Origin of the sequence: Streptomyces sp. NPDC051136, assembly GCF_044455745.1 — a bacterium.
In the GTDB taxonomy this organism is placed as follows: Bacteria; Actinomycetota; Actinomycetes; order Streptomycetales; family Streptomycetaceae; genus Streptomyces.
Window position 1 is genome coordinate 532,401 of record NZ_JBITFE010000002.1, and the last position, 20,551, is coordinate 552,951.

The 20,551-nt window shown below is 73.2% G+C and carries 18 protein-coding genes; 9 read left to right on the top strand and 9 right to left on the bottom strand.

The annotated features are described in order from the left end of the window. The first annotated feature begins 76 nt into the window (after positions 1-76). From ACIBCJ_RS07910 to ACIBCJ_RS07925, 4 genes are all read left to right on the top strand, one after another. Complete coding sequence (locus ACIBCJ_RS07910) at positions 77-3,274, top strand: S41 family peptidase (RefSeq protein ID WP_365979133.1); 3,198 nt, start codon at positions 77-79, stop codon at positions 3,272-3,274. Positions 3,275-3,484: 210 nt separating this feature from the next. After that, complete coding sequence (locus tag ACIBCJ_RS07915) at positions 3,485-3,838, top strand: histidine triad nucleotide-binding protein (protein ID WP_362095367.1); 354 nt, start codon at positions 3,485-3,487, stop codon at positions 3,836-3,838. 15 nt (positions 3,839-3,853) lie between these two features. Next, entirely contained in the window at positions 3,854-4,759 is a 906-nt protein-coding gene (locus tag ACIBCJ_RS07920) for a ribonuclease Z (RefSeq protein WP_362095369.1), read from the top strand. 20 nt (positions 4,760-4,779) lie between these two features. Continuing rightward, positions 4,780-5,778, top strand: coding sequence for an adenosine deaminase (locus tag ACIBCJ_RS07925; protein WP_362095373.1), 999 nt, complete (start codon positions 4,780-4,782; stop codon positions 5,776-5,778). Between the two features lie 16 nt (positions 5,779-5,794). Here ACIBCJ_RS07925 and ACIBCJ_RS07930 read toward each other — a convergent pair whose 3' ends face one another. Then, on the bottom strand, positions 5,795-7,150 hold the full coding sequence (locus ACIBCJ_RS07930; protein ID WP_365979134.1) for an MFS transporter: 1,356 nt from the start codon (positions 7,148-7,150) through the stop codon (positions 5,795-5,797). Positions 7,151-7,326: 176 nt separating this feature from the next. After that, a complete protein-coding gene (locus ACIBCJ_RS07935) occupies positions 7,327-8,124 on the bottom strand; it encodes an IclR family transcriptional regulator (protein ID WP_362095379.1) in 798 nt (265 codons plus the stop codon). Positions 8,125-8,414: 290 nt separating this feature from the next. Here ACIBCJ_RS07935 and ACIBCJ_RS07940 point away from each other — a divergent pair, with 290 nt between their 5' ends. From ACIBCJ_RS07940 to ACIBCJ_RS07955, 4 genes are all read left to right on the top strand, one after another. Further along, positions 8,415-9,311, top strand: coding sequence for a 5-dehydro-4-deoxyglucarate dehydratase (locus ACIBCJ_RS07940; RefSeq protein ID WP_365979281.1), 897 nt, complete (start codon positions 8,415-8,417; stop codon positions 9,309-9,311). After that, entirely contained in the window at positions 9,308-10,603 is a 1,296-nt protein-coding gene (locus tag ACIBCJ_RS07945; RefSeq protein ID WP_365979135.1) for a glucarate dehydratase family protein, read from the top strand. The genes ACIBCJ_RS07940 and ACIBCJ_RS07945 overlap by 4 nt, the downstream gene beginning before the upstream one ends. Before the next feature lie 139 nt (positions 10,604-10,742). Beyond that, positions 10,743-12,080 carry an MFS transporter gene (locus tag ACIBCJ_RS07950; protein WP_399282122.1) on the top strand — a complete coding sequence of 446 codons (1,338 nt, stop codon included), beginning with the start codon at positions 10,743-10,745 and terminating at the stop codon, positions 12,078-12,080. An 80-nt stretch (positions 12,081-12,160) separates the two neighbouring features. Next, a complete protein-coding gene (locus ACIBCJ_RS07955) occupies positions 12,161-13,378 on the top strand; it encodes a carbohydrate kinase family protein (RefSeq protein WP_399282037.1) in 1,218 nt (405 codons plus the stop codon). A gap of 20 nt (positions 13,379-13,398) precedes the next feature. Here ACIBCJ_RS07955 and era read toward each other — a convergent pair whose 3' ends face one another. The 3 genes from era to ACIBCJ_RS07970 form a co-directional block, all read right to left on the bottom strand. Continuing rightward, positions 13,399-14,352: a GTPase Era gene (era, locus tag ACIBCJ_RS07960; RefSeq protein ID WP_362095386.1), complete on the bottom strand. Its 954-nt coding sequence runs from the start codon at positions 14,350-14,352 to the stop codon at positions 13,399-13,401. Positions 14,353-14,434: 82 nt separating this feature from the next. Next, the gene (locus ACIBCJ_RS07965) at positions 14,435-14,788 is read right to left on the bottom strand and encodes a cytidine deaminase (RefSeq protein WP_362095389.1); all 354 of its coding nucleotides are present in this window, start codon (positions 14,786-14,788) and stop codon (positions 14,435-14,437) included. Between the two features lie 38 nt (positions 14,789-14,826). Beyond that, the gene (locus ACIBCJ_RS07970) at positions 14,827-15,720 is read right to left on the bottom strand and encodes a helix-turn-helix transcriptional regulator (RefSeq protein ID WP_362095392.1); all 894 of its coding nucleotides are present in this window, start codon (positions 15,718-15,720) and stop codon (positions 14,827-14,829) included. Between the two features lie 103 nt (positions 15,721-15,823). Between ACIBCJ_RS07970 and ACIBCJ_RS07975 the strand changes: the two genes are divergently transcribed. Then, positions 15,824-17,281, top strand: a complete 1,458-nt coding sequence (locus tag ACIBCJ_RS07975; RefSeq protein ID WP_365979136.1) for an MFS transporter — start codon at positions 15,824-15,826, stop codon at positions 17,279-17,281. Here the strand turns inward: ACIBCJ_RS07975 and ACIBCJ_RS07980 are convergent. From ACIBCJ_RS07980 to ACIBCJ_RS07995, 4 genes are read right to left on the bottom strand one after another with little or no spacing between them, the layout of a single operon-like run. After that, positions 17,243-17,614 (bottom strand): MmcQ/YjbR family DNA-binding protein, encoded by a 372-nt coding sequence (locus ACIBCJ_RS07980; RefSeq protein ID WP_362504206.1) that lies wholly within the window; start codon positions 17,612-17,614, stop codon positions 17,243-17,245. The genes ACIBCJ_RS07975 and ACIBCJ_RS07980 overlap by 39 nt on opposite strands. Continuing rightward, positions 17,611-18,915 carry a hemolysin family protein gene (locus ACIBCJ_RS07985; RefSeq protein ID WP_362095401.1) on the bottom strand — a complete coding sequence of 435 codons (1,305 nt, stop codon included), beginning with the start codon at positions 18,913-18,915 and terminating at the stop codon, positions 17,611-17,613. Before ACIBCJ_RS07985 ends, ACIBCJ_RS07980 begins: the two co-directional genes overlap by 4 nt. After that, positions 18,912-19,409, bottom strand: coding sequence for an rRNA maturation RNase YbeY (gene ybeY, locus ACIBCJ_RS07990; protein ID WP_362095404.1), 498 nt, complete (start codon positions 19,407-19,409; stop codon positions 18,912-18,914). Before ybeY ends, ACIBCJ_RS07985 begins: the two co-directional genes overlap by 4 nt. Before the next feature lie 12 nt (positions 19,410-19,421). Continuing rightward, positions 19,422-20,501 carry a PhoH family protein gene (locus tag ACIBCJ_RS07995; protein ID WP_365979137.1) on the bottom strand — a complete coding sequence of 360 codons (1,080 nt, stop codon included), beginning with the start codon at positions 20,499-20,501 and terminating at the stop codon, positions 19,422-19,424. Positions 20,502-20,551: the final 50 nt, after the last annotated feature.

A 20,551-nucleotide genomic window follows, 5' to 3' on the forward strand; every position in this document is an offset into this window, starting at 1 on the left:
CGGCGGCCCCGCGTCCTCGGCCGGCAAGTGATCCAAACCTCTGTCGGCGGGCGGCACCCCTGCATAGGGTGAGGGGGTGACTCAGCCAGCGACGCCTGCCTACCTCCGCTTTCCGCACCCGCACGGCGAGTTGGTCGCCTTCACCGCCGAGGACGACGTGTGGCTCGCCCCGCTCGACGGCGGCCGCGCCTGGCGGGTCAGCGCCGACAACGTGCCGGTGAACCACCCGCGCATCTCGCCCGACGGCACCACCCTCGCCTGGACCTCCACCCGCGACGGCGCCCCCGAGGTGCACGCCGCCCCCGTCGACGGCGGCCCCGCCCGGCGCCTCACCCACTGGGGCAGCATCAGGACCCAGGTGCGCGGCTGGACCGCAGAGGGTCACGTCCTCGCCCTGAGCACCTACGGCGAGGCCAGCCTGCGCCGCAGCTGGGCCCGCGCCGTCCCACTCGACGGCGGACCGGCCACCACCCTGCCCTACGGACCCGTCGGCGACGTCGCCCACGGCCCGCACACCGTGCTGCTGTCCGCCCCGATGGGGCGTGAGGCCGCCTGGTGGAAGCGCTACCGGGGCGGCACCGCGGGCAAGCTGTGGATCGACCCCGAGGACGACGGCGAGTTCGTCCGCCTGCACGCCGACCTCGACGGCAACATCGAGTACCCCTTCTGGGTCGGCGACCGGATCGCCTTCCTCTCCGACCACGAAGGCACCGGCGCCCTCTACTCCTCCCTCGCCGACGGCTCCGACCTGCGCCGGCACACCCCCCTGGACGGTTTCTACGCCCGCCACGCGGCCACCGACGGCAGCCGCGTCGTCTACTCGTCCGCAGGTGAGCTGTGGACGCTGGACGACCTCGACGGCGCCGAGCCCCGCCGCCTCGACATCCGGCTCGGCGGCGCCCGCGTCGACCTCCGGTCCCACCCGGTCAACGCCGCCCGCTGGTTCGGCACCGCGTCCCCCGACCACACCGCGCGCGGCAGCGCCGTCGCCGTACGCGGCGGCGTGCACTGGGTCACCCACCGCGCCGGACCGGCCCGCGCGCTCGCGGCCACCCCCGGCGTACGCACCCGGCTGCCGCGCACCTTCCGCAGCGACGGCGAGGAGTGGGTGGTGTGGGTGACGGACGCCGAGGGCGACGACGCCCTGGAGTTCGCGCCCGCCACCGGACTCGCCCCCGGGGCCACCGCCCGCCGCCTGGCCGCCGGACAGCTCGGCCGGGTGCTGCACCTCGCCGTGGCCCCCGACGGCAGCCGCGTCGCCGTCGCCTCGCACGACGGGCGGGTGCTGCTCGTCGAGCGGGAGAGCGGCGAGGTCCGCGAGGTGGACCGCAGCGAGGACGGTGACGCCTCCGGCCTAATCTTCTCGCCCGACTCGGCCTGGCTCGCCTGGTCCCACCCGGGCCCGGAGCCGCTGCGGCAGCTCAAGCTCGCCAACACCACCGACCTGTCGGTGAGCGAGGCGACGCCGCTGCGCTTCAAGGACTACTCGCCGGCCTTCACCCTGGACGGCAAGCACCTCGCGTTCCTCTCCACCCGGTCCTTCGACCCGGTCTACGACGAGCACGTCTTCGACCTCGCCTTCGTCGAGGGCGCCCGGCCGTACCTGATCACGCTGGCCGCGACCACCCCCTCGCCGTTCGGCCCGCAGCGTCACGGCCGCCCCTTCGAGACCCCGGACCGCGAGGAGACCCCCGACAGCGAGGGCACCCCCAGCACCCGGATCGACATCGAGGGCCTCGCCGACCGCATCGTGCCCTTCCCGGTGGAGGCCGCCCGCTACTCCCGGCTGCGCGCCGCCAAGGACGGCGTCCTGTGGCTGCGTCACCCGCTCACCGGCGTCCTCGGCTCCTCCCGCGCCAACCCGGAGGACCCGGACCCCAACACCGAGCTGGAGCGGTACGACCTCGTCCAGCAGCGCGTGGAGCACCTCGCGGGCGACGCCGACCACTTCGAGGTCAGCGGCGACGGCAAGCGGGTGTTGCTGTGGACCGACGGCCGGCTCAAGGTCGTGCCCAGCGACCGGCGGGCCTCCGGCGACGAGGACAGCGACACCAACATCAGTGTCGACCTGGGCCGGGTCCGGCAGACGGTCGAACCGGCCGCCGAGTGGCGGCAGATGTTCGACGAGACCGGCCGCATCATGCGCGACCACTTCTGGCGGGCCGACATGAACGGCGTCGACTGGGACGGCGTCCTGGACCGCTACCGGCCCGTCCTCGACCGTCTCGCCACCCACGACGACCTGGTCGACCTGCTGTGGGAGGTGCACGGCGAACTCGGCACCTCGCACGCCTACGTCACCCCGCGCGGCGGACACGGCTCCGGCGCCCGGCAGGGCCTGCTCGGCGCCGACCTCTCCCGGCACGAGGACGGCACCTGGCGCGTCGACCGCGTCCTGCCCTCGGAGACCTCCGACCCCGACGCCCGCTCCCCGCTCGCCGCGCCCGGAGTCGCCGTGCGCGCCGGGGACGCGATCGTCGCGGTCGCCGGGCAGGCCGTCGACCCGGTCACCGGGCCCGGGCCGCTGCTCGTCGGCACGGCGGGCAAGCCGGTCGAGCTGACCGTCTCCCCGTCAGGCGGCGGAGAGGCGCGGCACGCCGTCGTCGTCCCGCTCGCCGACGAGGAGCCGCTGCGCTACCACGCCTGGGTCGCCGACCGGCGCGCCTACGTCCACGAGAAGTCCGGCGGCCGGCTCGGCTACCTCCACGTCCCCGACATGCAGGCCCCCGGCTGGGCCCAGATCCACCGCGACCTGCGCGTCGAGGTGGCCAGGGAGGGCCTGGTCGTCGACGTCCGCGAGAACCGCGGCGGGCACACCTCCCAGCTGGTCGTGGAGAAGCTGGCCCGGCGCATCGTCGGCTGGGACCTGCCGCGCGGCATGCGGCCGTCCAGCTACCCGCTGGACGCGCCCCGCGGGCCGGTCGTCGCCGTCGCCAACGAGTTCTCCGGCTCGGACGGCGACATCGTCAACGCGGCGATCAAGGCGCTGGGCATCGGGCCGGTCGTCGGCGTCCGCACCTGGGGCGGCGTCATCGGCATCGACAGCCGCTACCGGCTGGTCGACGGCACGCTGATCACACAGCCGAAGTACGCGTTCTGGCTGGAGGGTTACGGCTGGGGCGTGGAGAACCATGGCGTCGACCCGGACGTGGAGGTGCCGCAGCGCCCGCAGGACCACGCGGCGGGCCGCGACCCCCAGCTGGACGAGGCGATCGCGCTGGCGCTGGCAGCACTGGAGGAAACCCCGGCGAAGACCCCGCCCACGCTGCCGTGACCGTGTCGGCCCGGGGTGGGGTGCGCGGCCCGGGCAACGGGGTGCCTCCACCCGGAGGGTGACCCCCAGCGCCCGTGCCGCCCTGGGGTACCTCCCAGGCCGTTCAGGCGCTGGGGAACGCACGATCGCCCGCAGCGTGAGCGGCAACCGGCCCCGGGCGGGGCGGCCGATACGATGCCCCGAGAAGATCACCGGCGTGAGGAGCACCCCATGGCAGGGGAACCCCAGGACGACTGCCTGTTCTGCAAGATCGTCGCAGGGCAGATCCCGGCGACGATCGTCCGCGAGACGGATACCACCGTCGCCTTCCGGGACATCAACCCCCAGGCGCCCACCCACGTCCTGGTGATCCCGAAGGCCCACCACAAGGACGCCGCCGCCCTCGCCGCCGCCGCCCCGGAACTCGCCGCCGACGTGCTGCGCGAGACGCAGGCCGTCGCCGACCAGGAGCAGCTGGACAGCTACCGCACCGTCTTCAACACCGGCAGCGGCGCCGGACAGACCGTCTGGCACGCGCACGCCCACGTGGTCGGCGGCCGCGGCCTCCAGTGGCCCCCCGGATAGCCCGGGACGAACACCGTGTCCGTACGTGAACTCGTCGTCCTGGGCACCGCCAGTCAGGTCCCGACCCGGCACCGCAACCACAACGGCTACCTCCTGCGCTGGGACGGCGAGGGCATCCTGTTCGACCCGGGCGAGGGCACCCAGCGCCAGATGCTGCGCGCCGGGGTCGCCGCCCACGACCTGAACCGGATCTGCGTCACGCACTTCCACGGCGACCACAGCCTCGGCCTCGCCGGAGTGATCCAGCGGATCAACCTCGACCAGGTCCCGCACGAGATCACCGCCCACTACCCGCGCTCCGGGCAACGCTTCTTCGAACGCCTGCGGTACGCCACCGCCTACCGCGAGACCGTCGCCCTCACCGAGGCCCCGGTCGGCACCGACGGCCCCCTCGCCGTCACGCCCGCCTACACCCTGGACGCCCGCAGGCTGTCCCACCCCGTCGAGTCGTACGGCTACCGGCTCACCGAGCCCGACGGGCGCCGCATGCTGCCCGACCGCCTCGCCGCGCACGGCATCGAGGGGCCCGACGTCGGCCGCATCCGGCGCGAGGGCTCGCTGAACGGCGTGGCGCTCGACGAGGTCAGCGAGGTCCGCCGCGGCCAGCGGTTCGCGTTCGTCATGGACACCCGGCTCTGCGCGGGCGTGCACGCGCTCGCCGAGGGCTGCGACCTGCTCGTCATCGAGTCGACCTTCCTCGACGAGGACGAGCGCCTCGCCGCCGACCACGGTCACCTCACCGCCGGGCAGGCGGCGCGGGTCGCCCGGGACGCGGACGTCCGCCACCTGGTCCTGACCCACTTCAGCCAGCGCTACCCGGACCCCGGGGAGTTCGAGCGGCAGGCGCGGGCGGCCGGATATACGGGTGAGCTGACCGTGGCCCGTGACCTCACCCGCGTACCGGTTCCGAAACGTCGGTGAAAGCGCCGTACGATGCTCTGATGCCCCTGCCCAAAGCTGAACTGCACCTCCACATCGAAGGCACCCTGGAACCCGAGCTGGCCTTCGCGCTGGCCGCCCGCAACGGCGTGTCCCTGCCGTACGCGGACGAGGACGCGCTGCGCGAGGCGTACCGCTTCGCGGACCTCCAGTCCTTCCTGAACCTGTACTACGAGCTGATGGCCGTCCTGCGCACCGAGCGGGACTTCGAGGACCTCGCGAACGCCTACCTCGCCCGGGCCGCCGCACAGGGCGTGCGGCACGCCGAGATCTTCTTCGACCCGCAGGCCCACCTCGCCCGGGGCGTGGAGATGGGCACGGTCGTGGAGGGGCTGTGGCGGGCGCTCGGCGACAGCCGCGAGAACCACGGGGTCTCCACCCGGCTGATCCTCTGCTTCCTGCGCGACGAGTCCGCCGAGTCGGCCCTGGAGACGCTGGACGCCGCCAAGCCGTACCTCGACCGCATCACCGGAGTCGGCCTGGACTCCGCCGAGGTCGGTCATCCGCCGGTGAAGTTCCGCGAGGTGTACGAGGCCGCCGCCGCCCTCGGGCTGCACCGGGTCGCGCACGCCGGCGAGGAGGGGCCGCCCGCGTACGTCGTCGAGGCCCTCGACGTCCTCGGCGTCGAGCGGATCGACCACGGGCTGCGCTCGGTGGAGGACCCGGCGCTGGTCGAGCGGCTGGTGCGCGAGCGCGTCCCGCTCACCCTGTGCCCGCTGTCCAACGTGCGGCTGCGCACGGTCGACACCCTCGCCGACCACCCGCTGCCCGCGATGCTCGACGCGGGCCTGATGTGCACGGTCAACTCCGACGACCCCGCCTACTTCGGCGGCTACGCGGGAGACAACTTCGACGCCGTGCGCGAGGCCCTCGGCCTCACCGGCGAGCGGCTGCGCGAGCTGGCCCGCAACTCGTTCCTCGCCTCCTTCCTTGAGGACGACGAGGAGCTGCGGGCGCGGTACCTCGCGGAGGTCGACGCGTACGAGTTCCCCGCCGCGTAGCGTCCTCGCGGCGGGCTCAGCCCGTCCCGGACCCCGGCGCGGCCGCCGCCTGCCGGGGTCCCGCCGTGTCGTAGGCACCCCGGACGGCCACCGCCGGGGCCTCCACCTCGATCTCGACGACCGGCTGCTCGACGGCGCCCACCTCCGGCACCGCACCGCTGGGCGTCCCCGTGGCGGCCGCGACCAGCGCGGCCGGGGTGCCGCCGCGGCGGCGGATCGCGCCGGGCAGCAGCGGCCGCCCGCCGGTGTGCAGGGCGACGGCGGTCATCGGCGCGGCGACCAGCAGCAGCCCGGCGCCGAGCACCAGGCCCATGACGGGGTAGCCGGCCTGCGCCGACAGCACGCTGCCGGTCAGCGGACCGGCCGCGGTGCCCAGCGAGGAGGCCGAGCCGACGAGCACCGCCCACCGGCCCCGCGGGTCGAGCGAGGCGGCGAGGCCGATCAGGTACGACAGCACGACCGGGTAGACGGTGTTCCACGCGATCTCGCCGGTCGCGAAGGCCGTCGGGGTCGTCGCGGACGCGCTCACCACGATGCAGCCCGCGATGAGCACGGTGCCGGCGCCGACCGGCATCGCCCGCCCCAGCCGCGGCCCGAGCGCGCCGGCCCCGAGGACGCCCAGCAGGCCCGCACCCAGCGCGACGGCGAAGACGACCCCGAGGGTGGCGTCGCCCAGACCGGCCTGCGTCAGACCGATCCGGCCGCTGACACCCCACAGGGAGTTCTGCGCGAGGGACCAGCACAGCACCGTGACGGCGAGGACCAGCCCCGAACGGCGATGGGGGAGCGGGGTGCCGGTGCCGGTGCCCGTGCCGTGCGCGGCCGGGGCGTCGGACGCCGCGCCGGGCAGCCGGGCGGTGAACGGCCACACCGCCAGCGCGGTCAGGGCGATCGCCGCGAGCGGCAGCCCGTGCGCCCGGCCGAGGTGGGGAACCGTCAGGTACACCGCGCCCGCCAGGGCGGACACGCTCAGCAGGCCCAGCGTGGACGCCCGGTGCGGGTCGCGCTCGGCCGCGATGCGGGTGGCGGCGACCGTCGTGGCCGTCCCCGACCCGAAACCGCCCACGACCGCGCCGGCGACGACGGCCGGGACGGCGGTGGTGAGCGCGGCGGCGCCGTAACCGAGGACCGCCAGCGCGAGCCCGAGGCGGGCCAGGGTCCGCGCGCCGGCCGACTGGACCCGGGAGGCCAGCAGGAAGCCCGCGGTCGCCGAACTCAGCAGCAGGGCGCTGCCGACGGCGCCCGCCTGCGTGGTGGACAGCGGGAGACCGGTGTCGAGCCGGCCGACGGTGGTGGGCAGCAGATAGGGAGGCAGGTACCCGGCCGTGAAAAGGGCGACGAGGGGCCAGGGAGTGGTGCGGGGGGCGAACACGGGCGTTCCCAGGGCATGCGAAAGGGACGGTGGGGAGAAGAGGGGGGCGACGACCGTCGACTGACAGGAACGCGCGGGCAATTTGTATCAAGCGCGGGGAGGCGCGAAGAAGCCGGGACTATGTGATCTGGGTCACATATTCGTTTGGGGGTCGGAAGGCTGGGTAGCAGCGGGCGCTAACGCCAGTGCACCGAGCCGCTCCCGGCCGGAATAGTCGCCTCCAGTTTGCCCCTGATCTCCCGCATCACCGCAACGATGCGCGCCTCGTGATCAGGCGTCAGCCGGGCCACCGGCACCGAGCAGCTGACCGCGTCCAGGGCGGGGATCTCGTAGCGCAGGGCGAAGCCGAAGCCGACGATCCCCGGCACGCCCTCCTCCCGGTCGACCGAGTAGCCGCGCTCCCGGGTCCGGGCGAGGTCGGCCGCCAGGGACTCGCGGGTGGTGTGGGTGTTCGGGGTGAGCGCCTCGTACGGGCCGGCCGGCAGCTCCGCGTCCGGCCGCTCCGCGAGCAGTGCCTTGCCCAGCGCTCCCACGTGGGCGGGCAGCCGGCGCCCCACCCTGCTGATCGTGCGCAGGTATTCGTGCGACTCGCGCGTGGCCAGGTAGGCCACGTCGTACCCGTCGAGCCGCCCCAGGTGGACCGTCTCGCCCAGCGTCTGGGACGCCTCGTCGAGGAACGGCCGCGCCGCCCGCACCCGCGGGTCCGAGTCGAGGTAGCTGGTGCCGGTGAGCAGGGCGTGGATGCCGATGCCGTAGAGGGAGCCGGTGACGTCGGTGCGGACCCAGCCGCGGGAGATCAGGGTCTGCAGCAGCGCGTACATCGAGCTGCGCGGCACGCCCAGCTCGTCCGCCAGTTCCTGGAGGCGTGCCGGCCGGTCCCCGCGTGCGGCCAGCACCTCCAGCAGCTCCACCGTGCGCGCCGCGGACTTCACCTCGCGGACGCCGCCCGCCGTCGCGTCCCCAGTCTCCGACATGGGCCGATCGTAATCGGAGGTGCCCGACCCATTGACGCCCACCGGTCACGTCTCTAACCTCCATCTCCATACGTAGACGTCATCTACATACGGAGACAGTGAGGGCAGTGGAGACGACGAGCGAGGGCCCCGGCCCCGACGCCCCGACCAGCGCCGGCACCGGCCCCGGTGCCGGCATCAGCACCGACACCGGCATCGGCATCAGCGGCTCCGACGGCTTGGCCGACGCCGACGCCGACGCCGACATCGACGCCGGCCGGGCGGCCGTCGTCCGGCGGCTGCGGGAAGGCATGGCGGCGAGCGTGCTGTCCTTCCCGCTGACCAGCTTCCACGAGGACGGCTCCCTCGACGCCGACGGCTACCGCGCCCACGTCGCCGACCGGCTCGCCGCCGGGCCCGGCGCCCTCTTCCCCGCCTGCGGCACCGGCGAGTTCTTCTCCCTGGACGAGGACGAGTACCGGCGGGTCGTGACCGTCGCCGTCGAGGAGACGGCCGGCCGGGTGCCCGTGGTCGCCGGGACCGGGTACGGCTGGGCGCAGGCCCTGCGGTTCGCCCGCATCGCCGAGGAGGCCGGCGCCGACGCGCTCCTCGTCATGCCGCACTACCTCACGCCCGCCCCGCAGGACGGACTCGTCGCACAGGTGGAGCGGATCGCCGCCGGGACCCGGCTGCCGCTCATCGCCTACCAGCGCGGCCAGGTCGCCTACACCGCCGAGACCGTCCGGCGCCTGGCCGCCGTCCCCGGCGTCATCGGCCTCAAGGACGGCCACAGCGACCTGGACCGCCTCCAGCGCACGGTCCTCGCCGCCCCCGGGGACTTCCTGTTCTTCAACGGCGCCGCCACCGCCGAGGTCCAGGCCCGCGCCTACGCCGCCGTCGGCGTCCCCGCCTACTCCTCCGCCGTCCACGCCTTCGCCCCCGAGATCGCGAACGCCTTCCTCGCCGCCCTGCGCGCCGGCGACCACGGCACGGTCGACACGCTGCTGCGCGACTTCTACGTGCCCTTCGTCGCACTGCGCGACCGCGTCCCCGGCTACGGGGTGTCGCTCGTGAAGGCAGCCGCCCGGCTGCGCGGCTGCCCCGTCGGCCCCGTCCGCGCCCCGCTCACCGACCCGACCGCCGCCGAACTGGCCGAACTGAAGACCATGCTCGCCACCGGACTCGACCTCGTTGGAGCCACCCTGTGACCGCCGACCTGACCATCACCGCCGTTCACCTCACGCCGATCCTCGTCGCGGACCCGCCGCTGCTCAACACGCAGGGCGTGCACCAGCCGTACACCCCCCGGCTGATCATCGAGGTCGAGACCGCCGACGGGATCTCCGGCGTCGGGGAGACCTACGGCGACGCCAAGTACCTGGAGCTGGCGCGCCCGTTCGCCGACCAGCTGGTCGGGCGTCAGGTCAGCGATCTGAACGGGCTGTTCGCCCTCGCCGACGAGGTCGCCGTCGACGACTCCCGCGTCTCGGGACAGGTCGACGTGGGCGGGCTGCGCGGCGTCCAGACCGCCGACAAGCTGCGCCTGTCCGTCGTCTCCGGCTTCGAGGTCGCCTGCCTCGACGCCCTCGGCAAGGCGCTCGGCCTGCCCGTGCACGCGCTGCTGGGCGGCAAGGTCCGGGACGCCGTCGAGTACAGCGCCTACCTCTTCTACAAGTGGGCCGAACACCCCGAGGGCGTGGCGGGCGAGAAGGACGACTGGGGCGCCGCGCTCGACCCGGCCGGCGTGGTCGAGCAGGCCCGCACCTTCACCGAGCGGTACGGCTTCACCTCCTTCAAGCTCAAGGGCGGCGTCTTCCCGCCCGACGAGGAGATCGCCGCGATCAGGGCACTCGCCGAGGCGTTCCCCGGCCACCCGCTGCGCCTCGACCCCAACGGCGCCTGGTCCGTGGAGACCTCGCTGCGGGTCGCCGCCGAACTCGGGGACGTCCTGGAGTACCTGGAGGACCCCGCGCTCGGCACCCCGGCCATGGCCGAGGTCGCCGCCGGGACGGAGGTGCCGCTCGCGACCAACATGTGCGTGACGACGTTCGCCGAGATCCGGGAGGCGTTCACCAAGGGCGCCGTGCAGGTCGTGCTCTCCGACCACCACTACTGGGGCGGGCTGCGCAACACCCAGCAACTCGCCGCCGTCTGCCGCACCTTCGGCGTCGGAGTGTCCATGCACTCCAACACCCACCTCGGCATCAGCCTCGCCGCCATGACCCACGTGGCGGCCACCGTGCCGAACCTCCACCACGCCTGCGACTCCCACTACCCCTGGCAGTCCGAGGACGTGCTCACCGAACGGCTCACCTTCGACGGCGGCAAGGTCGCCGTCTCCGACGCCCCCGGCCTCGGTGTCGAACTCGACCGCGACAGGCTCGCGTTCCTCCACCGGCGCTGGCTTGACGACGACGGCACCCTCCACGACCGCGACGACGCCGCCGCGATGCGGGTCGCCGACCCCGCGTGGGTCACCCCGCCCGTGCCCCGTTGGTGAGTCACCGACCCCGTTGGGTGAGTCACCCGTCCCCTCCCCCCTGCCGCGACCGGAGCCGCTCGTGTCCGCAGTGCCCCCCGCCCCCGAAGTGCAGCACCCACCCGCCGTCCAGTCCGCCGTCCGCAAGATCTTCCGCCGCGTGGTCCCCCTCTTCTTCGTCATGTTCGTGGCGAACTACATGGACCGCGTCAACCTCGGCTTCGCCCAGGACGAGCTACGGGCCGACGTCGGGCTGTCGGCCGCCGCGTTCGGCCTCGGCGCCGGCATCTTCTTCATCGCGTACGCCCTCTTCGAAGTCCCCTCCAACATGCTCATGGAGCGGTTCGGGGCCAAGGTGTGGCTCACCCGCATCATGATCAGCTGGGGCGTCGTCGCCACCGCGATGGCCTTCGTCGACAGCGTGGGCATGTTCTACGCCCTGCGTTTCCTCCTCGGGGTCGCCGAGGCCGGCTTCTTCCCCGCCGTCATCTACTACTTCAGCCGCTGGCTGCCCGACTCCCACCGCGGCCGCGCCACGTCCGTCTTCCTCATGGGCTCCGGCACCGCGACCGTCGTCGTCGGCCCGGTCTCGGGCGCGCTGCTGGAGCTGCACGGCCTCTGGGGCCACTCCGGCTGGCAGTGGATGTTCTTCGTCGAGGGCGTCTTCTCCGTCGTCCTCGGCTTCGTCGTCTACCGCTTCCTCGACTCCGGCATCGAGCAGGCGACCTGGCTGACCGACGAGGAGAAGACCGGCCTGACCGCCGTCATCGACGCCGAACAGGACGCCCGGGACGAGCGGCGCGGTGAGAAGGCGGCCAAGGTCTCCCGCTGGAAACTGCTGGCCGACCCGCAGATGCTCCTCTTCCTGTGGATCTACTTCGCCATCAACGTCGCCTTGTACGCGGTCACGTTCTGGCTGCCGTCGATCGTGGACGACATCGGCGGCCTCAGCGACTTCCAGGTCGGACTGCTCACCTCCGTGCCGTGGATCTGCGCGATCGGCGCGCTGTACGTCAGCGGGCGGATCTCGGACCGCATCGGCAAGCGCCGGCCCGTCCTGGTCACTCTGCTGGTGCTCGGCGGCTGCGGCACCCTGCTGGCCGTGTTCGTCTCGCCCTGGGTGGGGCTCGGCGCGCTGTGCCTGGCGGCCATGGGCTTCAAACCGGCCTCCCCGGTCTTCTGGACCATCCCGCAGAGCTACCTCGACGCACGGGCCGCCGCCCCCGGGATCGCGCTCGTCAACTCCATCGGCAACCTCGGCGGGTTCGTCGCCCCCACGGCCTTCGGCCTCATCGAGGACTCGACCGGCTCGACCAAGGGCGGCCTGGTGGGGCTCACCGTCGTCGGCTTCCTGGCCGCGCTCAGCGTCCTGCTGGTGCGCGGCGGCGGACGCAACGACCGGGTCCGCACCCGCCCGGCGAAGGCACCCGCCGTGCCGGCGTCCGAGACCACACCCGGCGCGGCCCGGAGCGCGCGCCAGGGCCCCGCCCCGGCCTGACGCTCCGAGCCCGAACTCCGTCGCCCCACCGACGGCGTGGTGCACACTGGCCTGATCCGCACCATGCCAGGGAGCGCACCGTGACCGCCTCCACCGAGTCCACCGCGTCCGTGTCCACCGCGTCCGGGGCCAATGCGTCCGACGTGCCCGAGACGCCCGTCCTGCCCGCTGACGAGAGAACGCACCGCCACGCCCAGGGCGAGGGGGCGCGCCGCCGCCCCGAGGTCGATCCCCTCGCCGACCTGCGCGTCCCGCAGGACCCGCCCTGGGACGTGTACCTGACGGGCACCGTCTTCCTCGACGTCGTCTTCACCGGGCTCGACTCCGCCCCCGTGCGGGGCACCGAGTCCTGGGCCCGCGGGATGGGGTCGAGCCCCGGCGGCGTGGCGAACATGGCGACCGCACTGGCCCGCCTCGGCCTGCGCACGTCGCTGGCCGCCGCGTTCGGCGACGACCACTACGGCGACTACTGCTGGGACGCGCTCGCCCAGGGCGAGGGCATCGACCTGTCCCCGTCCCGCACCGTGCCCGGCTGGCACTCGCCGGTCACGGTCTCGATGGCGTACGAGGGAGAGCGCACGATGGTCTCCCACGGCCACGAGCCGCCGCCGGGGGAGCCGACCCCGGAATGCCCGCCCCGCGCGCGTGCCGCCGTCGCCTCCCTCACGCCCGGCGTGAGCGCCCCCTGGATCGCCCGGGCCGCCGCCCGGGGCACCCGCGTCTTCGCCGACGTCGGCTGGGACGACACCGGCGCCTGGGACCTGGCCGGGCTGCCCGACCTCGCGCACTGCGAGGCCTTCCTGCCGAACGCGGAGGAGGCCATGCGCTACACCGGCGCCACCTGCCCCCGCGCCGCCGCGCACGCCCTGACCGAGCACGTGCCGCTCGCGGTCGTCACCCTCGGCGCGGACGGCGCCTACGCCGTGGACCGGCGCACGGGGGAGAGCGCCGAGGTCCCGGCCATCGAGGTCGAGGCCCTGGACCCGACCGGCGCCGGGGACGTGTTCGTCGCCGGGTTCGTCACCGGCACCCTGGCCGGCTGGCCGCTCGCCGACCGCCTGGCCTTCGCCGGCCTGACCGCCGCCCTCTCCGTCCAGGAGTTCGGCGGCTCGCTGTCGGCGCCGGGCTGGTGCGAGATCGCGACCTGGTGGCGCAAGGTCCAGTCCGTGGAGGGCCAGGACCCCACGGCCCTGCGCCGCTACGCCTTCCTGGCCGGCCTCGTCCCCGACGACCTGCCCGGCTCCTGGCCCCTGCGCCGCGCGGTCCCCACGATCGGCTTCCGCCCCCCGACGCCCTGACGGCCCTCGGCTCGGGGTGTTCAGAACCCGAGCCGGCGCAGCTGCTTCGGGTCGCGCTGCCAGTCCTTGGCGACCTTCACGTGCAGGTCCAGGAAGACCGGCGTACCGAGGAGCGCCTCGATCTGCTTGCGGGACTTGATGCCGACGTCCTTCAGGCGCTTGCCCTTGGGACCGATGATGATCCCCTTCTGGCTGGGGCGCTCGATGAAAACGTTGGCGTGGATGTCCAGCAGCGGCTTGTCGGCGGGGCGGTCCTCGCGCGGGAGCATCTCCTCGACGACCACCGCGATGGAGTGCGGCAGCTCGTCCCGTACGCCCTCCAGCGCGGCCTCGCGGATCAGCTCCGCGACCATCACCTGCTCGGGCTCGTCGGTCAGGTCGCCCTCGGGGTAGAGCGCGGGGCCCTCGGGCAGCAGCGGGGTGAGCAGGTCGGCGAGCAGGTCCACCTGCTGATTGGCGGTGGCGGACACCGGGACGATCTCCGCCCAGGTGAAGCCCAGCTCCTGGGCGAGCTGGTCGATCGCGATGAGCTGTTCGGCCAGAGTCTTGGAGTCCACCAGGTCGGTCTTGGTGACGATCGCGATCTTCGGGGTCTTCTTGATCCCCGCCAGTTCCTTCGCGATGAAGCGGTCGCCGGGGCCCAGCTTCTCGTTGGCAGGCAGGCAGAAGCCGATGACGTCCACCTCGGCCCACGTCGTGCGCACCACGTCGTTGAGCCGCTCGCCCAGCAGCGTGCGCGGCTTGTGCAGTCCCGGGGTGTCCACCAGGATCAGCTGGGCGTCCTCACGGTGCACGATGCCCCGCACGGTGTGCCGGGTGGTCTGCGGGCGGTTGGAGGTGATCGCCACCTTCTGCCCGACCAGAGCGTTCGTGAGGGTGGACTTGCCCGCGTTGGGACGGCCCACGAAGCAGGCGAAGCCGGCCCGGTGAACAGCCTCGGCCGGTTCTTCGGATGACTGGGTACGAACGCTCATGGCGCCCATTGTCCCTGATCCCCGAAGCCCCGCCGTACCACGGTCGCCCACCGTCCCGCGGGCGACCGCGGGCACCCGGCCGTCAGCCCGCGCTCACCGCGGTCCGTACCGTGCCGTCGGGCCCGGCGACCAGGACCGGCGTCTGCGGCCCGCCCAGGTCGCGCACCGCCGCCCGGTCCTCCTCCGACGCCGACTCCGACTCGGTCACCACCGCCGCCGCCTCCAGCGACTTCGCGCCGGACGCCACCGCCATCGCCACCGCCGTACGCAGCGCGCTGAGCTTCAGGGAGTCCAGGGCGACCGTGCCGGCGACGTAGGTGCGGCCGGTCTCGTCGCGTACGGCCGCGCCCTCGGGCACGCCGTTGCGGGCCCGGGCCGAGCGGGCCAGGGTGACGATCTTGCGGTCCTCGGGGTCGAGGTCGGGAGTCTCGGTCATGGGGCGAGCATACGGAGCCCCGCCGGACGCCCGCCCGCTCACCCCGCCACCGGGTACATCGCCCCGCGACGGCCCTCCGGTGAGGCCAGCCACTCCAGCTTCGCCGCGGTGTTCGCCTCGTCCAGCGGCGTGTGCAGCACGATGGTCAGATCGGGCCGCGCCGGCACCTGGAGCGCCGTCGACTCCAGACTCAGCAGGCCGACCAGCGGATGGTCCAGCTCCTTGCGGATCTGCCCGGCGTCCTCGATGTCCCGCTCCTCCCACAGCGCGGCGAACTCGGCGCTGGCCTCCTTCAGGTCCGCCAGCACCTGCTGGAACCCCTCGTCGTCCGGGTTGGCCGCGCAGGTGGCGCGGAACTGGGCGACGACCGTGCGCGCGTTGCGCTCCCAGTTGCGGGCCCGGGAGCGGTACAGCGGGTCGGTGAAGTAGTCGACGATGCAGTTCCACGTCGTCTCGGGCCGCATGCCCAGCACCATCGCCGCCGCGTCGTTGTACATCACGCAGTTGTAGTACCGGTCCATGATGTGCGCCGGATACGGCATCCACGTGTCGATCAGCCGCCGCAGCCCGTCGCACATCTCCCGCTTCGCCGGCTCCACCTCGGCGGCGGGCGGGTTCAGTCCGGCCAGCACGTACAGGTGGCGGCGCTCGGCGTTGCTGAGCCGCAGCACCCGGCCGACCGCGTCCAGGACCTGCGGGGAGACGGAGATGTCGCGGCCCTGCTCCAGCCACTGGTACCAGGACGCGCCCACCCCGGCGAGCACGGCCACCTCCTCGCGGCGCAGCCCCGGCGTCCGGCGCCGCGCCCCGCCGTCCGGCAGACCGACCTCGGCCGGGGACACCCGGGCCCGGCGGCTCATCAGGAACTCCCGCAGCTCGCTGCGGCGCCGGTCCCGGCCCGCGGTCCGGTCCCTCGTGATCACGTCCGGCACGTGCGTACTCCCCCCGTAGGCGACCTGCCGGTGCCTGGTGGTGGCACCACCAGAACAATCGGCGTCTCCCCACAACTATTCCGGGGGCCCGAGGCTCATGTCCATGGCGATCGACACCACCCCGACTTCCACCCCGGTCCCCGCGGCGGCGGAACCGGCCGCTCCGCGGCTCTCCTCCCGCGACCGGCTCGTCCTGTTCGTGCTCTGCGCGGCCCAGTTCATGGTCGCGCTCGACTTCTCCGTCCTGAACGTCGCCCTGCCCGTGCTGGGCGCGGATCTCGGCATGAGCACCTCCGCCCTCCAGTGGGCGGTCACCGCGTTCGCGCTGCCGTCCGGCGGGTTCCTGCTGCTCTTCGGCCGCATGGGCGACCTCTTCGGCCGCCGCAGGCTCTTCCTCGCCGGACTCGCGCTCTTCGGCGCCGCCTCCCTGCTGGCCACCCTCGCCTGGGACCCGGCCTCCTTCCTCGCCGGACGGGCCCTGCAGGGCCTCGGCGCGGCGGCCATCGTCCCGACCGGCATGTCCCTGCTGACCACGACCTTCCCGGAGGGCCCCGCCCGCGACCGCGCCCTCGGCATCTCCGGCACCCTGCTCTCGCTCGGCTTCACCGTCGGCATGGTGGCCGGCGGTGTCCTGACCGACCTGCTGAGCTGGCGCTCCACCATGGGGCTGCTCGCCCTGTTCGCGCTGATCGTGCTGCCGCTGGCCCCGCGCCTGCTGCCCGAGTCGCGGACCCCGGAGCGCCCCCGCCTCGACGTGCCCGGCGCGGTCACCGTCACCGGCGGCCTGCTCGCCCTGATCTACGCGCTCACCACCGCCGCCGAGCACGGCTTCGGCCGGACCGACGTCCTCGTCACCCTCGGCGCGGGCCTGCTGCTCCTGGCCGCCTTCGCGGCCGTCGAGTCCCGCACCCCGGAACCGCTGGTCTCGCTGCCCATGCTGCGCCGCCGCACGGTGGCCTGGGGCAACCTGGGCGGTCTCGTCACCTTCTCGATGATGTCGACGGTGATCTTCGTCCTCACCCTGTACCTCCAGGAGATCCTGCACCTGAGCGCCTTCGAGACCGGTCTGGTCTTCGGCGTGCAGGGCGTGCTCTCGGTGGTGGCCGGCTCCTGCGCCCCGCGCGTCATCGGCCGCTTCGGCGCCCGCCGCACGCTGGTGGGCTCGCTCGCCGGGCAGGGCCTGCTGGGGCTGCCGCTGCTGGCCCTGGGAGAGGGAAGCTGGTCGGTGGTGCTCGCCACGGCCGCCGTGTCCCTCGCCAGCATGTGCCACCTCGGCGCGATCATCTCCTACGGCCTGACCGTCACCTCCGGCGTCCCCGACGAGGAGCAGGGCCTGGCCACCGGCCTGGTCACCTCGACCCAGCAGGTCGGCATCACCGTCGGCATCCCGCTCCTCGGCGTGCTGGCCACCACCGCCACGGACCTGCGCTCCGGCGTCCACACGGTGCTGCTCCTGGACGCGGCGATCGTGCTCGCGGCCGCCGTGCTGGTCGCGACGGGACTGCGGAGCGCCCGCGCGGGCTCAGGGGCGGTCGAGGCGGAGCCGGTCGGCGCGCGGTAGACCCGCGACCACCAGGTCGTACGAATCCTCGACGAGCTCCCGGACCACACGGTCCGGGAGCTCGCCCTCGCGTCCGCCGCCCACCGTCACCGTGTTCCAGTGCCGCTTGTTCATGTGCCAGCCCGGGACGATCAGCCCCGGGTGCTCGCGCCGCAGCCGGATCGCGTCGTCCGGGTCGCACTTGAGGTTGACGGTGAGCGGGCGCCCGTCCAGCGAGGAGAGCGCGAACATCTTGCCCAGCACCTTGAAGACCGAGATCTCCGGGCTGAAGGGGAAGTCCTCCACCGCCGCGTTGAAGGACAGGCAGAGGTCGCGCAGCCGGCCGGGCGTCATTCCGGTACGGCCTCCTCGGCCGGTTTCGCCGCGGGGACCGGCTCCACCAGCACCGTCACGATCTTGTTCCGGCGGCCCGCCGCGGCCTCCGCCGTCAGCCGCAGCTCCCGGCCGTCGGGCAGCTCGACGACCGAGGACGCCCCGGCGATCGGGACGCGGCCCAGCGCCTTGGCCAGCAGCCCGCCGACCGTCTCCACGTCCTCGTCGTCGTACTCGTCCAGGCCGTACAGCTCGCCCAGGTCGCCGATGTCCAGGCGCGCGGTGACCCGGAAACGGCCCCCGTCCAGCTCCTCCACCGGCGGCAGCTCCCGGTCGTACTCGTCGGTGATCTCGCCGACGATCTCCTCCAGGATGTCCTCGATGGTGACGATGCCGGCCGTGCCGCCGTACTCGTCGATGACGACGGCGACGTGGTTGCGTTCCTTCTGCATCTCGCGCAGCAGGTCACCGGCGTTCTTGGTGTCCGGCACGAAGGACGCCGGACGCATCGCGGTGGAGACCAGGTCGCTCTCCGCGTCCCGGCTGATGTGCGTCCTGCGGACCAGGTCCTTCAGGTACACGATGCCGACGACGTCGTCCTCGCTGTCGCCGGTGACCGGGATCCGCGAGAAACCGGAGCGCAGGGCGAGGGTGAGGGCCTGCCGGATGGTCTTGTAGCGCTCGATGACGACGAGGTCGGTGCGCGGCACCATGACCTCCCGCACCAGGGTGTCGCCCAGCTCGAACACCGAGTGCACCATGCGGCGCTCCTCGGCCTCGATCAGCGACTCCTTCTCCGCGTAGTCCACCAGCGCCCGCAGCTCCGCCTCCGAGGCGAACGGGCCCCGGCGGAAGCCCTTGCCGGGGGTGAGCGCGTTGCCGATCAGGATCAGCAGCGACGGGACCGGGCCCATGATCCGGGCCAGCGGCAGCAGCACGTACGCCGCGGCGGTCGCCGTGTTCAGCGGGTGCTGGCGGCCGATGGTGCGCGGGGAGACGCCGACGGCGACGTAGGAGAGCAGCACCATCACCGCGATGGCGATGATCAGCGCCTCGCCGGTGCCGTCGAACTCCCGCAGGCAGGCGTACGTCACCAGCGCGGCGGCCGCCATCTCGCAGGCGACGCGCACCAGCAGCGCCACGTTCAGGTAGCGCGTCGGGTCGGCGGCGACCTGGGCGAGCTTCTCGCCGCCCCGTCGCCCGCTGCGCACCGCCTCCTCGGCGCGGAAGCTGGAGACCCGGGCGAGCCCCGCCTCCGCACAGGCCGCCAGCCAGGCGACCACCACCAGGGCGACGGCGCCGGCGATGAGCGGGAGGCTCATGAGACCGTCGGGGCCGGGGACGGGCCGGTCATGCCCTTCTCCGCACGCCAGCCGTCCACAATGGCCGCCTGCAGACCGAACATCTCGGCCTTCTCGTCCGGCTCCTCGTGGTCGTACCCGAGCAGGTGCAGCACCCCGTGGACGGTCAGGAGCTGGAGCTCCTCGTCCATGGAGTGCTGCGTCGGCGCCTCGGCGCCCTGCTTGGTGGCGACCTCGGGGCAGAGCACGATGTCGCCGAGCAGCCCCTGCGGCGGCTCCTCCTCGTCCTTGGACGGCGGACGCAGCTCGTCCATCGGGAAGGACATCACGTCGGTGGGGCCGGGCAGGTCCATCCACTGGATGTGCAGCTGCTCCATGGCGCCGGCGTCCACGACGATCACCGAGAGCTCGGAGAGCGGGTGGATGCGCATCCGCGCGAGGGCGTAGCGGGCGATGTCGAGGATCGCCTGCTCGTCGACCTCGGTTCCGGACTCGTTGTTGACGTCGATCGACATGGTCGTGCTGGTCTACTTCCCCTTGGTCTTGGCACCGTGTCTGGGAGTCCGGCCGCCGTTGTGGCCGCCGTTCTCGGTGCCGTTCCTGCTGTCGTACTGCTCGTAGGCGTCGACGATACGGCCCACCAGCTTGTGCCGGACGACGTCCTGGGACGTGAGCCGGGAGAAGTGGACGTCCTCGACGCCCTCCAGGATCTCCTGCACCTGCCGCAGACCCGACTTCGTGCCGCCGGGCAGGTCGACCTGCGTCACGTCACCCGTGATCACGATCTTCGAGTCGAAGCCGAGCCGGGTGAGGAACATCTTCATCTGCTCGGGGCTGGTGTTCTGCGCCTCGTCCAGGATGATGAACGCGTCGTTCAGCGTGCGACCGCGCATGTACGCCAGCGGCGCGACCTCGATCGTGCCCGCCGCCATCAGCCGCGGGATCGAGTCGGGGTCGAGCATGTCGTGCAGCGCGTCGTACAGCGGGCGCAGGTACGGGTCGATCTTCTCGTACAGCGTGCCCGGCAGGAAGCCGAGCCGCTCGCCGGCCTCGACCGCGGGGCGGGTCAGGATGATGCGGTTGACCTGCTTGGACTGCAGGGCCTGCACCGCCTTGGCCATCGCCAGGTAGGTCTTGCCGGTGCCCGCGGGGCCGATGCCGAAGACGATGGTGTGCTTGTCGATCGCGTCGACGTACCGCTTCTGGTTCAGCGTCTTGGGGCGGATCGTGCGGCCGCGCGAGGACAGGATGTTCTGCGTGAGCACCTCGGCCGGGGTCTCCCGAGCGTCGCTCTCCCCGTTCTCGCTCGCCTTGAGCATGGCGATCGAGCGTTCCACTGCGTCCTCCGTCATCGGCTGCCCGGTGCGCAGCACCAGCATCATCTCGTCGAACACGCGCTGTACGAGGGCGACCTCACGGGTGTCACCGACGGCGCTGATCTCATTGCCCCGGACATGGATGTCGGCCGCCGGGAAGGCCTTCTCGATCACGCGCAGGAGGGAGTCTCCGGAGCCCAGCACCGTCACCATCGGGTGCTGGGCGGGGACGGTGATCTGCGCTCTCGCCTGCCCCCGCGCGGGGGTGCGAGCTGAGGGTGTCTGAGTCATGGGCCGGCGCTCTAGGCCTGCTCGTCCTCCTCTGCGGCGTGCGCCGCGTG

What these genes read in the sequence shown, in the direction of transcription:
- ACIBCJ_RS07915 (WP_362095367.1), top strand. Translation starts at nt 3,485, where the DNA reads ATGGCAGGGGAACCCCAGGACGACTGCCTGTTCTGCAAGATCGTCGCA.
- ACIBCJ_RS07925 (WP_362095373.1), top strand. Translation starts at nt 4,780, where the DNA reads ATGCCCCTGCCCAAAGCTGAACTGCACCTCCACATCGAAGGCACCCTG.
- ACIBCJ_RS07935 (WP_362095379.1), bottom strand. Translation starts at nt 8,124, where the DNA reads ATGTCGGAGACTGGGGACGCGACGGCGGGCGGCGTCCGCGAGGTGAAG.
- ACIBCJ_RS07940 (WP_365979281.1), top strand. Translation starts at nt 8,415, where the DNA reads ATGGCGGCGAGCGTGCTGTCCTTCCCGCTGACCAGCTTCCACGAGGAC.
- era (WP_362095386.1), bottom strand. Translation starts at nt 14,352, where the DNA reads ATGAGCGTTCGTACCCAGTCATCCGAAGAACCGGCCGAGGCTGTTCAC.
- ACIBCJ_RS07965 (WP_362095389.1), bottom strand. Translation starts at nt 14,788, where the DNA reads ATGACCGAGACTCCCGACCTCGACCCCGAGGACCGCAAGATCGTCACC.
- ACIBCJ_RS07975 (WP_365979136.1), top strand. Translation starts at nt 15,824, where the DNA reads ATGGCGATCGACACCACCCCGACTTCCACCCCGGTCCCCGCGGCGGCG.
- ACIBCJ_RS07980 (WP_362504206.1), bottom strand. Translation starts at nt 17,614, where the DNA reads ATGACGCCCGGCCGGCTGCGCGACCTCTGCCTGTCCTTCAACGCGGCG.
- ACIBCJ_RS07985 (WP_362095401.1), bottom strand. Translation starts at nt 18,915, where the DNA reads ATGAGCCTCCCGCTCATCGCCGGCGCCGTCGCCCTGGTGGTGGTCGCC.
- ybeY (WP_362095404.1), bottom strand. Translation starts at nt 19,409, where the DNA reads ATGTCGATCGACGTCAACAACGAGTCCGGAACCGAGGTCGACGAGCAG.
- ACIBCJ_RS07995 (WP_365979137.1), bottom strand. Translation starts at nt 20,501, where the DNA reads ATGACTCAGACACCCTCAGCTCGCACCCCCGCGCGGGGGCAGGCGAGA.